This window comes from Dyadobacter sp. Leaf189, from assembly GCF_001424405.1.
Lineage (GTDB): Bacteria > Bacteroidota > Bacteroidia > Cytophagales > Spirosomataceae > Dyadobacter.
In genome coordinates, this window is record NZ_LMPS01000004.1 from 412,585 (window position 1) to 426,387 (window position 13,803).

Annotated in this window: 10 protein-coding genes; 1 reads left to right on the plus strand and 9 read right to left on the minus strand. The window is 49.6% G+C overall.

Translation table 11 applies throughout. From position 1 onward, the window contains the following. The gene (locus ASG33_RS11010; protein ID WP_056284424.1) at nt 1-3,387 is read right to left on the minus strand and encodes a SusC/RagA family TonB-linked outer membrane protein; all 3,387 of its coding nucleotides are present in this window, start codon (nt 3,385-3,387) and stop codon (nt 1-3) included. 153 nt (nt 3,388-3,540) lie between these two features. Between ASG33_RS11010 and ASG33_RS11015 the strand changes: the two genes are divergently transcribed. Next, entirely contained in the window at nt 3,541-4,275 is a 735-nt protein-coding gene (locus ASG33_RS11015) for a FadR/GntR family transcriptional regulator (protein ID WP_229238620.1), read from the plus strand. 10 nt (nt 4,276-4,285) lie between these two features. Here ASG33_RS11015 and ASG33_RS11020 read toward each other — a convergent pair whose 3' ends face one another. The 8 genes from ASG33_RS11020 to ASG33_RS11055 form a co-directional block, all read right to left on the minus strand. Next, nucleotides 4,286-5,827, minus strand: a complete 1,542-nt coding sequence (locus tag ASG33_RS11020) for a sulfatase (protein ID WP_056284433.1) — start codon at nt 5,825-5,827, stop codon at nt 4,286-4,288. A 132-nt stretch (nt 5,828-5,959) separates the two neighbouring features. Then, nucleotides 5,960-6,679, minus strand: a complete 720-nt coding sequence (locus ASG33_RS11025) for a DUF4198 domain-containing protein (protein WP_082489227.1) — start codon at nt 6,677-6,679, stop codon at nt 5,960-5,962. 51 nt (nt 6,680-6,730) lie between these two features. After that, nucleotides 6,731-8,407 carry a PepSY domain-containing protein gene (locus ASG33_RS11030; protein ID WP_056284435.1) on the minus strand — a complete coding sequence of 559 codons (1,677 nt, stop codon included), beginning with the start codon at nt 8,405-8,407 and terminating at the stop codon, nt 6,731-6,733. Next, nucleotides 8,397-8,696, minus strand: coding sequence for a hypothetical protein (locus ASG33_RS11035; RefSeq protein ID WP_056284441.1), 300 nt, complete (start codon nt 8,694-8,696; stop codon nt 8,397-8,399). The genes ASG33_RS11030 and ASG33_RS11035 overlap by 11 nt, the downstream gene beginning before the upstream one ends. Nucleotides 8,697-8,699: 3 nt before the next feature. Beyond that, nucleotides 8,700-9,032, minus strand: a complete 333-nt coding sequence (locus ASG33_RS11040; protein ID WP_056284447.1) for a hypothetical protein — start codon at nt 9,030-9,032, stop codon at nt 8,700-8,702. 30 nt (nt 9,033-9,062) lie between these two features. Further along, nucleotides 9,063-9,947, minus strand: coding sequence for a helix-turn-helix domain-containing protein (locus ASG33_RS11045; protein ID WP_082489188.1), 885 nt, complete (start codon nt 9,945-9,947; stop codon nt 9,063-9,065). Between the two features lie 32 nt (nt 9,948-9,979). After that, nucleotides 9,980-11,215 carry a DUF4374 domain-containing protein gene (locus tag ASG33_RS11050; RefSeq protein WP_056284450.1) on the minus strand — a complete coding sequence of 412 codons (1,236 nt, stop codon included), beginning with the start codon at nt 11,213-11,215 and terminating at the stop codon, nt 9,980-9,982. Nucleotides 11,216-11,250: 35 nt separating this feature from the next. After that, nucleotides 11,251-13,626: a TonB-dependent receptor gene (locus ASG33_RS11055; RefSeq protein WP_056284455.1), complete on the minus strand. Its 2,376-nt coding sequence runs from the start codon at nt 13,624-13,626 to the stop codon at nt 11,251-11,253. Nucleotides 13,627-13,803: the final 177 nt, after the last annotated feature.

Genomic DNA, 13,803 nt, shown 5'->3' on the forward strand with positions numbered 1-13,803 from the left:
TCAAAAAGTGAAGTTGGCTCCGATAATAAGGGTGGTAGGAATAGTATAAGCGCTGTTTTGCGAGCCGGTGCGCTCAGGTAGGCTCAGCATTTTGTTGGTCACATAGCCCAGGTTCTGACCCGTGGCAGTAAATGTTAATCCGGCGATCTTGGCCCGCTGCAACAACGACGAGGGAACGGTGTAGCTCAGGGAAACTTCGCGGAAAGCGAGGTAAGACGAGTTTACCCAGAACATGCTGCTCGGCCGGTCGAAATTCTTGGAATTCAACTGATCCGCCCAGGTATAGCGCGGATATTTTGCGTTTGGGTTTTCGGGTGTCCAGGTTTCTTTTACCATTTCGGTTGCATTGAATTCGCCCTGGAAGCTGCCCAGCGACCACATTTGCTGGAAATCCATTTGTTTATGTCCCAATGCAAAGTCCATCCTTGCGAACAGCGAGAGGTTTTTCCAGCGGATCGTCGTGTTGAAACCGCCCGTCCATCTTGGAATCGTCCGCCCCAGTGAAACCATGTCGCGCGTATCAATGGTGTCATTCTGATCCAGGTCTTTCCACATCATATCGCCCAGTTGCGTGGAGATGTAAGTGGCCCGGTTCAGGTTTTTTGAATTGATCAGTGCATTACTGGCAACCCGTTTTCCGGCTGATGCACCATATTGCACTTCGCCAGCGGCAATGTCTATTTTATTGTATTTGTCCAGATCTTCACCTGTGCGGATGATGCCGTCGCTCACGTAACCAAAAATTTCACCCGGCTCCTGCCCTTCCTGCAATCCACCCGCCCAGATCACATTGCCTGACCGCGGATCGTAAATGCGCTGTCCGCCCTGACGGTTATTCGCATTGCCATTAAAGGGCAGTTTCAGCACCAGATTCTTGTTATAAGCCGCATTCGCTCCGATCTGCACAGTGAAATCCTGTTTTTGGACCGCCTTGAAAATTCCTTCCAGCTCCACGCCGCGGTTGCGCATGCTTCCGTTATTGGTACGAATGCTCGTCACGCCTGCGGATGTCGGCAGCAATACGCTGGCAATTTTGTCCGTAGTCACGCGATTGTAAACGGCAATGTTGGTTGTAATGCGGTTATTGAAGAATCCCATTTCCACGCCCGCTTCCACCGTATTGCTTTTCTCCCATTTCAGGTTCGGATTGGCTACGCCGGTTTGCAAAAACCCAATGCTGCCATTGTAGGGAATTTGCGAACTGTAAGCACCCTGCAACTCATAAACACCGATTCCGTTGTTGGTACCAATGCCGATGTTGCCATTTTTTCCATAACTCGCACGCAGTTTCAGGAAAGAAAGCCATTGCTGGGTAGAGGCCATAAATTCCTCCTTATGCACAAGCCACCCCGCAGAGAATGCCGGGAAAGTGCCAAATTGATTATCGCCGATCAGCCTCGAATAACCATCACGTCTTACGGTAAACGAAGCCAGATATTTGCCGTCGTAATCATAATTCAATCTGGCAAAACCCGAGATAATGCGTTCCTGGGTATGGTAGGAATCTATGCTGCGTGTATTGGCGTCGTTGATCGTCAGGCCGAGATCCTGGAAATCATCTGTGGGCGCCAGTCTGCCGGCTGCGGAGAAACCACGCGTGGCTTCGTCGTAGTATTCAAATCCAGCCATGGCGTCGATGTAACTTTTGCCAAGAAATGATTTTTTGTAGTTCAAAATGGCATTGTAAGTCTGACGAATGGTACGATCGAAGCCTGCGGATGAAGTCCTGTCCCGGTTCCAGCCTGTGTTCGGATTGGTTGTGCTCATGATTCCGATCCGGAAGTCGCGGTTGAAAGATTCGGCTTCGGCCTCGTCGTACATTAATATCCCGCCCACACGCAAAAACAAGTCATCGCTGAAATCAACCTTGAATGCTTGCCCGAGCGTGAATTTGTCGGACTGGTTTCTTCTTTTGTACTTGTCCAGGTTCAGGCTGGGATTGCCGTCGTTGGCATCGCGGCCGAGGATAAGCGCTCCATTTGCATTCGTTCCACGCATGGTCGGTGGCGCAGAGAGCATTCTGCCCCAGTAGTTTGCCTCGCCGTTTTGCAGCGACTGATCCCGCCAGTTGGCCCTTGCAAATGCAAGACTGCTCTCCGATTTCAGCCAGCTTTTGATCTTATAATCGCCATTCAATGTAAAGGTTAACCGGCGATAGAATGTGCCCAGCGAAAGCCCGTCTTCATTATAATAACCCAAATTGGCATAATAACCGCCTTTTTCATTCCCGCCATTCATCCCAATGTTGTAATCCTGCGAAATAGCGGGTGATTTGAATGCATAATCGCCGTAATTGAAGCCTTTGTAAATCAGATCAGCATTGGTGCCGTTGGGATCGTAAGCGCCTGCTTCGTTGGTTTTGATCGGATCTTTCATCGTTTTCCAGCCGTCGTTTGCACTTAGCAGCTCACGGTTCTGGTCGGTGAGTCTCATTGTGCTCCATATCGCGCGGGAATCGTAGTTTCCATCGAGAATGTTGCCGTTTGCATCCTTATATAAGTTGCCTGTGCCGCGCGGGCCAACGCCGCTGAGCAACGATGAAGTGGTTACACCGTTCTTGATGGCTTCCACCACGCCCATCCGCGTCCATTTGATATAATCTTCTGCATTGAGATAATCGTAAGGCACATTCAGGAAGTTGATCCCGGTTTTGGATTTGAATGTAATGGAAGAAGAACCGGCCTTGCCTCTTTTGGAAGTGATCAGCACCACACCGTTGCTGGCGCGCGCGCCGTAAATCGCTGTGGCAGAAGCATCCTTCAACACTTCCATACTTTCAATGTCATCCGGGTTAATGTCGCTTAATGACCCGCGGACCTGGCCGTCGACCACGATCAGCGGACTCCCGCTGCCGTCGAAGTTGGTCCCGCCGCGCACTGTGATCGTTGCTACCGAGCCTGGGCGCCCCGTTGCCGTCGATACGCGCACACCGGCAATGGTCCCGGCCAGCGCCTGGGCCGGATTGGAGCGCATTCCCGTTTCCAAAACCTTTGCGTCCAACTTGGCAATAGACGAAGTGATCTTGGTCCGACTGGCTGATCCATAACCCGTTACTACGACTTCATTCAATGAGGAAACATCTGGTTTAAGAAAAATATCAAGCGTCGCAGCCGCGCCCACGGGCACTTCCTGAATCACGTAACCTACCATTCTGAACTGCACCACATCGCCGCCGCTCACCTGGATCGAATAATCGCCGTCCACCGAAGTTTCTGTGGCAACGCTTTTTCCTTTGAGCAAAACCGTGACGTTCGGAAGCGGTTGCTTATCGTCCTCGGAAACCACCTTGCCGGTGAGTAACCTGCCCGACTGCGCTTGCAGGGCCATCGCCAGGCAAACCCCGGCAAGGCTCAGCAGCACTTTTAAGCGCGTAATGTTGAATTTCATAACAAGGTTAAGTTTAAGAATTTGTATTATGTATGACATAATAAAGGTAAAGGTATCAGGATGTTGATTCCAAGCTTCTTGTGAAAATTATTTTTTATGACGGTAAATTGATAATAAAAAAATCATTTGCGGATTGGAAGAAAACCCGCACTTTTGTCAGACATAATACGCCTTACACTTCAAATGGACGACATTTTTCAGAGTATCAAGAGCATTGACACGAGCTCGCTGGTAGACAAAGTTGAGAGTAACCTGATCGCTTTATTTATTGAAAAGGATTTCAAGGTGGGCGACTCCATTCCCAAAGAACTGGAACTGGCGCAGTCACTTGGGGTGAGCCGGACGGTAGTTCGGGAAGCAATGCTGCGGCTCAGATTAATGGGTTTGGTCGAATCCAAAAAGCACCGCGGTGCCGTGATTACCAGCCCGGACCTGGTATCTATCTTGGAAAAAAGCATGAACCCGAAGATCCTGGATGGCAATACCTTGAAAGAGATCTTTGAAATGCGCCTGTCGCTGGAAATCGGGATGGCCGACTTCATTATGGAGCGCGTTACGCCCGAAGATATCGCTGCTTTGAAAGTGCTGGTTGAAAACGAACCCTCATCCTCCGACCGGATGCTTTTCCAGATCGAGCATGAGATTGCATTTCATGGAAAACTGTATGAGATCACGGGTAACGAGACCATGAAGAAATTTCAGCGCATGCTCTTGCCGGTGTTTGACTACGTGCACAAAAGCGGTTTGCTGCGCAAATATTCAGCCAATGCCGATTTTGTTTCACACAAAGGACTTGTTGAGATTATCGAAAACGGCAATTCGGAGCAGCTGAGAAACGGCATGCGCAGCCATTTGGAAAACCACTTTGCAAGGCTTGCCATGAAATAGGTGTACCATTTTACTTTCCTGATGCTGCGTCTAAAATACCTCTCGCGTCCCGGTCATCATACAATTTGATCAGCTCATCAAGCTTGTTTTTCAGCTCGGCCGTGACCTTTTCAAGTCCCGGCTTACCGAATATGTTGACCTCTTCCGAAGGATCCTTTTTCAGGTCAAACAGCTCCCAGGAGTCGACGCGCTTATAAAACCGGATCAGCTTGTAGTTGTTCGCGCTCACACCGAAATGCGGTGAAACGGAATGTTCGCCATTCTCGTAATAGTGGTAGTACAATGCGTCGCGGCCCTTCGCGCGGTTGTTTTTAAGGAGCGGCATCATTGATTTTCCCTGCATATCAGCAGGTACAGGCACCCCGGCCGCTTCCAGCAATGTAGGTGCGATATCCAGGTTCATGACCAGGTGATCGCTGGTTGTACCGGGCTTGATAACACCGGGAAAGCGCATCAGCATCGGTGTCCGGAAAGACTCTTCATACATAAACCGCTTGTCGAACCAACCGTGCTCACCCAGATAAAAACCCTGGTCGGACAGATAAATGACAATCGTGTTCTGTTGTAAATTGTGTTTGTCGAGATAGTCAAGAGTGCGGCCGATGTTTCGGTCCAGTGAGGCGGCGGTACTGTAATAATCTTTCAGATACCGCTGGTATTTCCATTCAGCCAATTCCTGCCCGCTAAGCTTTTTAGATTTCAACTCCGCTTCTATCGCTCCATAATAGGCATCGAATTTTGCTCTCTGGCTGGCATTCATCCTGTTGACCGTCGGCTCGCTATTCTTGCTGTATCCCAGCATTTTCAGGTCGTATCCCATTTGCATGGTTTTGTCGATGCTCATATCCTGAACAGCCGCCGCCGACCTGGTCTGGTATGTATCATTGAAGTTGGGAGGCAATGGGAATTTGACAGCATCATACCGGCCAAAATCAACGGTATCGGGCAGCCAGTTCCGGTGTGTGGCTTTATGACCTATTACAATGCAAAACGGCTTGCCGGTATCCCGTGAATCCAGCCATTGTTCCGATATATCTTCGATCAGGTTGGTTACATATCCTTCTTTTTTGATCTTTTCCCCATTCATTCCGATGAACTCGGGATTGTAATAAGAACCCTGGTCCGGCAGAATGTTGTAAAAATCAAAACCCTCCGGCTTGCCTGCCAAATGCATTTTCCCGATCCAGGCAGTCTGATAGCCGCCTGCCTGCAGGTGCTTTACAAAATTGTCCTGCCGATGATCAAAAGTGGAAGTTTCATTATCCTTGAATCCGTTCTTGTGACTGTACTTGCCGGTTAACAAAACAGCCCTGCTCGGGCCGCAAATGGAATTCGTCACATACGCTTTGTCAAAACGAATACCGCTACTGGCTATACGATCGATGTTGGGAGTTGCAACCAGCTTGTTTCCATAAGCACCGATCGCCTGAAAAGCATGATCATCTGAAATGATGATGACGATGTTTGGTCTCGCACCTGCCTTTTGCGCCTGAGCTGGTGAAATCCACGCGATTACAAAGAGCCAGGTAAGTAAGCAGCCTTTTTTCAGCATTGTATTGTTTTGATTAAATCCCTTAACCAGATCTTACAGATACTCTCTGTATAACTTAGGTCTCACAAAATAAAGGATAAATCATACATAATACAAGGAAGAACCTGGCTGCTTACCTGCCTGTCTGCCTTCTTACCTGGCAACTTCCACAAGCAGCGTTGCTGCCCGCCAGATGGCGCTGTATTCCTTATCGCCGTGGGTACCGCTTTCTTTCCAGCTTTTGGAGGCTTCGATAAAGTATGTTCCCGGCCAGAGCGGTGTGAATTCGGCTATTCCCTGTTGATTGGTCTCGATCTGCCTCGACCAGCCGCTTGGGGATGATACCGTCACAACGATCTTCTCGCCCGGCGCCCCTTTATAGAGCGTGGTAACCTGCATCGGCTTGTTGTTTTTGTATGATTTCGCCGCGTCTGCGAATACGCTCAATTCGTTTTTATTCACTCCCGCAGTATTACCTTCTGCCGCGTTCCCCACTTTCACAAGCGCGCTCGCATTGAACTGGTAAACGGTTTTCCCGCCCAGTTCTTTCGCGCTGTGACCTGCCGATATCGTATAAATGCCTTGCTGCTGAGGGGTGAACCGGGAGGTGAAATGATCGTCTGCTGCAACCGTGGTCAGCTTTTCTTTTTTTCCGTCGGGTGCAGTAAGCCACAGCTCAAACTCCTTCACATCGGAGTACCATTCAGAAACTTTTTCGGGCTGCAGTCCCGGCTCGGCGTAGGTGATTTTTATAGTTTGCTCTTTGCCCGGAACGCCGGTTGGAGCAGTTTGTATCCAGAGTGCGTGCGCCTGCAGGTTTGAAATGGCGGCAACAAATGCAACGATTGCTAAAAGTGTTTTCTTGATGATCATTATTTCAAAGGTTTTATCAAACATGAATGTAAAAACAGGTACCCGGCTGCATTACGGAGCAACCAGCGCAGGCTTTTTCTTTTCTTTACCCAAAACCCTGAAAGGCTTTGCTTCCAGCATTACCCGACGATAAGCAAATGCGCAGCAGGCAGACAGTACCAGGAACAATGCATCAATAAAGAAAATGTCGAATGCACCCTGCTGCCAGGTACGCCAGAGCCAGAGTTTGGAAGAAATGCCGTTTGCAATGGGAACCCCAAGACAGAGCACGGCGGATAACAGCAGCGTCTGGCGGTTCATCAGCGGAAAGCTCCGGCGAATGATGAAGTATACGGATAAAGCTAGCCAGCTGTAAAAGTAAGTATGGTAAATCGCCGCCTGATCCACTTTCGGCAAAACTTTAAGCATCACAAAAGTGAATGCAGTTACCGGCAGCATACTCAGGCAGGCAGCCAGAAACACATTGCTTGCCCAGAAATTGAATGCGCGCTTGTGCGGTTCGGTGCTCACTTTGTCCCTGGCGACAAACCAGATCAGGATACCGGAAATGATCACCGCACAGCCCATTAATCCAAGGACAAAAAAGACAATGCGCAAAGGCTTCCCGCCAAAATCCCCGAAATGCAGGTGGTACACGAGGCTTTTCACGCGGTCAATGTAATTGCCCCCTGTCAGCGGCGATTTCTGCGCGATGATTTTGCCGGATGCGGCTTCGATATGAACCATACCAGAACCGGCGAAACTGGTTTGCGGATCTGGCTTGGATTCCATGCTGACCTGCATATTCTGGTCCATGTAGTTGCGGATGTGAATGCCCGTGATCGGGCTCCCTTTCCATTCTTTCTGCCATTTGGAAACAAAAGCGTCAAAGTCAAAATCTGCATTCATCGGTTTGTAGGAGTACTCCGCTTTTATCTCGCGCCTGAATTGCAGGCTTTCGTACAGCTTTTCGGAGTTGCCTTCGTAAAGCAAGTCGGCAAAGGGGGTCAGTATCCACCAGTTTACGATCAGTACCACGCCGGTCACAGCAAAAACAAGCTGAAACGGAAAGCCAATCACCCCAAGCACCGTGTGCATATCTGTCCAGACTGTCTTCCATTTGCTAAGCGGCCGGAACACGAAGAAATTGGACCTTATTTTATCCCAATGCACCAGCAAACCTGTAATCAGCGCAAACAGGAACAGAAATGAGACGATACCTGCAATCAGATAACCCACCGGCGTGCCGATGTTGAATGTAAATACCTGGTTGAGCTGTGCAAGAAAATGCAGCCGGTACAGGAACTCGCCCATATCATAGGCTTCCGAATAGTCGCCTGCGGCTTTCTGGTCTGTGAAGCTGTACAGGAAGTAAGCCGAATCGTCATCGCCGCCGCGCCGGCCTCTGCCCTTTCGCCTGCCTTCGCCTTTTGGCTTGGGTTTGGGTTTGCTGATGGTGGTATCAGCCGACGCCGTCATATTCACATAAGTACCCTGGCCCTGCCGCTGGATATAGAAATCGAAGTTGCGGCCGCGCAGATTGTACTTCCCTCCCAGCGAATCGATCAGGTGGTTAAACCTGAGCTCAGGCGCTTGCGTCGCTATCGATTTCCCTTTTTGCCAGGCCGAGATATCGTCTTTGAAAAAGGAAAAAGAACCTGCAAAGAAGATCACATACAATATCGCAGCAATGATGATCCCGCTGATTGTATGGGTGTGAAAATAGATGTTGTACTTTCTAAGATCCATGATTGAGATTGAAGTTCAGCAGGTAAGGCAGTGAAAACACAAGGGTAAGCACAATGTAAATCGTCCATACGCGCCATACATTCTGGGCAACAAATGCATAAAGCAGCAGAAAAGCCCAAAGGATATAGCCTGTGAAGTAGGAGGTTATGATCACCTCTTCTTTTGGCAAAAAAGCGGTAAAGAACAAATGCAGGCTCATCATCACGGCATAACCGCCAACCGACCCGGCGAGGATCTTGCTCAGGCGCAGCCACGGAGATTTGGTCAGATATTTCTTGTTAGCAGGCATAGTTTAAGGAGTGAGCAGTTCAAGTGCAAGCACACAGAGATAGAGGATCCCGATGCCTTTTACACCGAGATATTGAAAAGGAAAAAACAGCACTGAGACCGAGCCCGCAGCCATTAAAATGGTGACCGCAGCAAATAAACCGCTCCCTGCGCCCAGCCGGATCACGCACAGGGCGGTCGCAATGATAAACAAGGCGGCGGCGGCATAGCGGCTGTACATTGGCTTGGCTGACATATAGGCCATTACCGGATTTTTGTCAGACCAGGCAATGCGCCGGGAGGTGTTCATCCAGAAGATAAAGCCGCAGAGAAAAAGCAGGCAAATGGTACTAAACATCTGATTTTGAATTGTAATAATGAAAGATTGCTAGTTATTCAACGCTGCGATCCGCTTCCTGAAATCTTGCGGGGACAAGCCTGTCTGCTTTCCGAAAAACCGTGAAAAGTAGGCGGGCTCTGAAAAGCCCAGCTCGTAGCTGATCTCTTTAATGGGCTTTCTGATGTCGCCGATCTCGCGTTTGGCTTCCAGGATCAGCCGCTCGCTGACCATCTGGTTGATCGTTTTGCCAAAAGACTCCCGGGTAAGTTCATTCAGGCGCTTGGCGCTGATAGACAGCTGTTTTGCGTAAAAATCTGCATGGCGCTGTTTGCGGTAGTTCGCTTCGATAAACCCGATCAATGCATGCAGCCGCGGGTCACTGTGCGATACCGCATTGATCTGCTTTTGCAGCTCAATGCAATGCAGCAGCCAGCTCCGTAGATAGGATTCAAGTATGGCAGGCCGGCACTCGCCTTCATATTCATTTTTGATCAGGTCTGTGAGCGTGCTCAGTACCTGCACCATTTCATCAGGAATGACCACATTGAAATTGGTGGAATAGCTGAAAGCCTGCATCATATCGCGACCAAGCTGTCGCTCAAAGAAATCCCGGGAAACTGCTATCAGAAATCCGGACTTGCCGCGCTGATCAATGCTGTGCACCTGACCGGGTAATAACAGAAACACCTGGTTGTCGGCGATCGGGCAGCGGATGAAATCAATGCAGTGGGACTGACCGGCTCCTACGTTCCTGAACCAAAGCAGTTCATAGAAATCGTGGCGGTGCGCTCCTTGGAAAAAATATTCATCCGCTTCCTCAATCGTTGTCATTTCAAAAAATGCATTGCCCAATTCATGAAGGGGAACTTCCTCGGATAGGACCTCTCCTTCCTGTTCAAATGTCTGCCTGTTTTCGAAATCCCTGTATGCCATAGGTGCTTGCCAGCCTGCTTTTCTCTCCGGTTTTACTTGACTTTCACAATTGCGGTAATCGCGCCGCCTTCTACTTTCAGGCCCTGTTTGGCCGTGGCAGTTGCGATGTCGATGGTGTAAACCCAGCTGCCTGCTTCGGTGTTAATGCCGACGAACACGCTCTTTTTGTCGTCACTCACCGTGTTGTTGTTGTAAGATGCCGATGACGATGCGAACAGGTCGGGCGCGCCGGTTACCCAGGTAAATGTTTGAGTGTAGAGGTCAGCGATCGCCAGTTTTTTGTTACCGGTGGCTGTATTTACATTTCCATACATATACAGCAGTATCTTGCCGCCGCCGAGGTAAGTCTGGTTCGCGATCTTGTAACCACCCGATTTCTCCTGTACATTAAAGAAATAACTCTGGTCAAATTCGCTCGCACCTTTCTTGATACGGATAAATGCAGACGGCTTTTTTGATGTAGCCACTCCCGCATTGCTGGCAGAAGCTGACGAGAATCCGTATACATCTCCATTTTCGTCCACAGCGAGGCCATTGTTGAAGTAAGTGCCAATGAAGCTTGTACGGTTGTCCCTGATCGTTTTTTCGTAAACCATTCCCGGATAAGAAAACACCGCGACCCAGCTGCTGTCGGGGTAAGCAGTGCCGAACACGTCCGGCGCGGCTCCTTTGATACTCATATAAGGTGCATAGATTTTGTCGCCCACCTGCGTGGCCCAGGTAAAGTGCGCGCGCTCTCCATTGCCAGCCAGCTTCACAATGTTCACCTGGCCTTCCGCTACGATTTTAGACTGATCGGCATTGATACGGAACCAGGATGCACTTTCATTTCCACTCCGCGGCACTCTGATCGTCAGAATATCATCACCTGCCGGGGCGAATACATGCACGGTTTCGGCCTGGAAGTCAGAAGTTTTCTGCAATGCGCCTTTTTCATCCAATGCATAGGTAGTTACCGCGCCCGGGTTACCTTGTCCGTACAACAAACTGAAAAACTTTCCTTTGTGCGTCACATAGTAGCGGTACGATCCGTCCTGCTCAATGCCCTGCCCTACTGTACTGATCGTCCCCTGCGTAAGGTCGCTCGTAGTCAGCAGGTAATCGGCAACGCCCTGTGACCCAATGGGCGCCGAGGCTACTACATAGCGCGATACACCGCCAGGGTTTGGTTCGGGTCCTGGTTCCGGCGTAGAACTTCCATTATCACAAGCATTCAGGAGCAAACCTGCACCCGCGACGAAAAACCATTTCAAATATGACTTTTTCATTTTTTTGATTAGAGTTGATTATGAGTTGAGAGAAATTATTTACTGATGAAGTAGCGTAATTTGACATAGAAACCGCGACTTGGCTTTTGCAGACTGAAATTGTCATACAGTTTGGCGTCGAGCAGATTTTTGCATTCCAGCGCGATGTTGTACTTCCCGCCGGCCATCGCATATACCACATTTACATCGTGGCTCAGCTGCTGCGGAATGTCGAGCTTGTCGCTGCCCAGACTGGGCCAGTAGAGATAGTAGGCATGTACAAACAGTAGGTTGTATCCGAATGTAAGTGTGTTCCCCTTCCGCCCCAGATCTTTCAGGAACAATGCGGCATCTGCATTCCCGAACATAAACGGCATGTTTGGAATGCGGTCGCGGTAAAGCGGACTTTGTGTAGTGTAGCCTTCCTCAAAGCGGGTGTTGTTGCGCAGTGACTGGTAGGTCAGGTTTACGCCGGCGGTGAGCAGCTGCTTGTACGAATAACGGACTTCGCCATCGATCCCGAAGTTGGTCACACTGGCCAGGTTATCCATTACCTGCTTGGTCTGGTTTGCATTCAGGCGCGGGCGGATAAAGCCCCGTGCGTCGCGGTAGAGCACATTTGCATCCAGGCTGAACCTGTGAATACGATTTATGGCTGCATTGTAGCTGAACCCGAGATTGTAATTGTGGCTGGTCTCCGGATCGAGCTCAATGTTACCTTCCAGGTTGATCAGGTCACCGAACAGCTCGTCTGTTTCAGGCAGGCGGTAGCTTTTTTCAAATGAACCTTTCAGCTGGAAATTTTTGAAGAGGAAATACGTAGATGCAATTCCATAACCAAGCTTGCTGAAACTGTTTTTCTGTTCAAGAAATGCATTGTCTCCCCAGTTGCCGCTCGGATTGTACGATACCGAATATTTGTTGTTTTGGGTAAACCGTTTTACAAAAACCGACGTGTTCCAGCGCTCGTTGTAATCGAACTTATAACCCAGTCCAAGCACATTTTTCCTGTTGATCCGCGGTTGCTCAAACTTCTCTGCATCCGGAAAAAGCTCGTCTTCGCCTGTTCGGTTGAAGGTATTATATACATTATTGATGGTCAATGAATGCCGCTCATTGATCTGGTAGGTCAGGTTAGCAGTGGCAAGTCCATTGTTGTTACGGAACCGGTAGAGCGACCTTTCGCGCTCGCTACCCAAACCTTCATATTGTTTGAACTGCTGGAACCAGTTGTAGCGGCGGTATACCGTATCCACATTCTGCTCCTGGCCGAGATTGTAATTGGCTGAGATGCTCAGGTTTAATCCTTTTACAAAAAGGTCCTTCTTCTGGTATTTCAAACTTGGCATCACGATGTTCCCCTTGCGGTGCCACGCGCCAAAAACGCTTACCATCCTGGCGCCAGTCTGGATCTCGGCCTTGTTTTGTCCAAGTGTAATGCCCACCAGCAGCCGGTCTGCAAACTTTTTGTTGACCACACCTACATTCGCGATCACCGTTTCATTGTGATAGGTATCGTGAAAGCGCCTGAGTCGCTGGTTCCGGAAGTACTCGCCCGTATTCACATCGGCTACATCCACATTGATCCAGTAGTTGTTGTCCGAGTAGTTTTGAAATGCATTCAACTGCGCTGTGAAGCCATTTTTGCTGGTATAACCTGCATTGATCGTCGTGCGGTGCGTGTTAAACGATCCGTAGGAATAGGATGCATCCAGGTAGCTGTTCTGGCGGGTATTGGTCACGATATTGACGGCCCCGCCCAGTGCGTCGGAGCCCAGCCAGATAGGGACGACGCCTTTATATACCTCCACGCGCTCAGCCAGGTTGATGGGAATGTTGTTGAGCTGGAAAGAGGAGCCGAAATTATCCATCGGTACACCATCGAGGAAGAACTTCACCTGGCGACCTGTGAATCCATTCAGTGAAAAATTCATGTTGGACCCTACCCCGCCGCTCTCCCGAACGCGCACACCGGAAACACGGTCGAGTGCATGAGAAAGGTCCAGCGTAGCATTTTGCAGCTTTCGCGCATCAATCGCCGTTACGTTGTATGCCTGGCGATTGACCTCCTTTGCCTCGGAGCGGCCGATTACTGAAAGCGATTCCAGGTCGCGGCTTTGGGAAACCAGCCGGAAACTGTGTTTGGCATGCTCACCCGGTTTCAATGTAATGTCTTTCGAGAGTGTCTGATAACCGAGGTAAGTGACGATCAGCTGGTAGTCGCCCGGACGTACATTGTCGAGCGTGTACCTGCCTGCTGCATCAGCGACGGTACCATAAGAAGTACCTTTGAGACTTACAGATGCGCCGGGAAGCGCGTCGCCATCCTCTGTGCGGACCTGCCCGGAAAGCAGAATGCCCGACTGCTGGGCAAAGGCGATGGTAGACAGGGCACAAAACAGCCCTGTAAGCAGAATTTTGCTAATTTGCATTGCTTAAAAATGTTCAGCGTTTGAAAGCACCGCGCCTTGGCGCGAAAGTCGGGTGGGTACCAGCCATCCGGCTTTTTTTGCTTTATAGTTAGATAAAGGAGCCTGGTAAAAGTTTTACGACCATAAATGGATTATTTCAATAACGACTAAGCCTATTCCTATTAGTAAATAGACTTA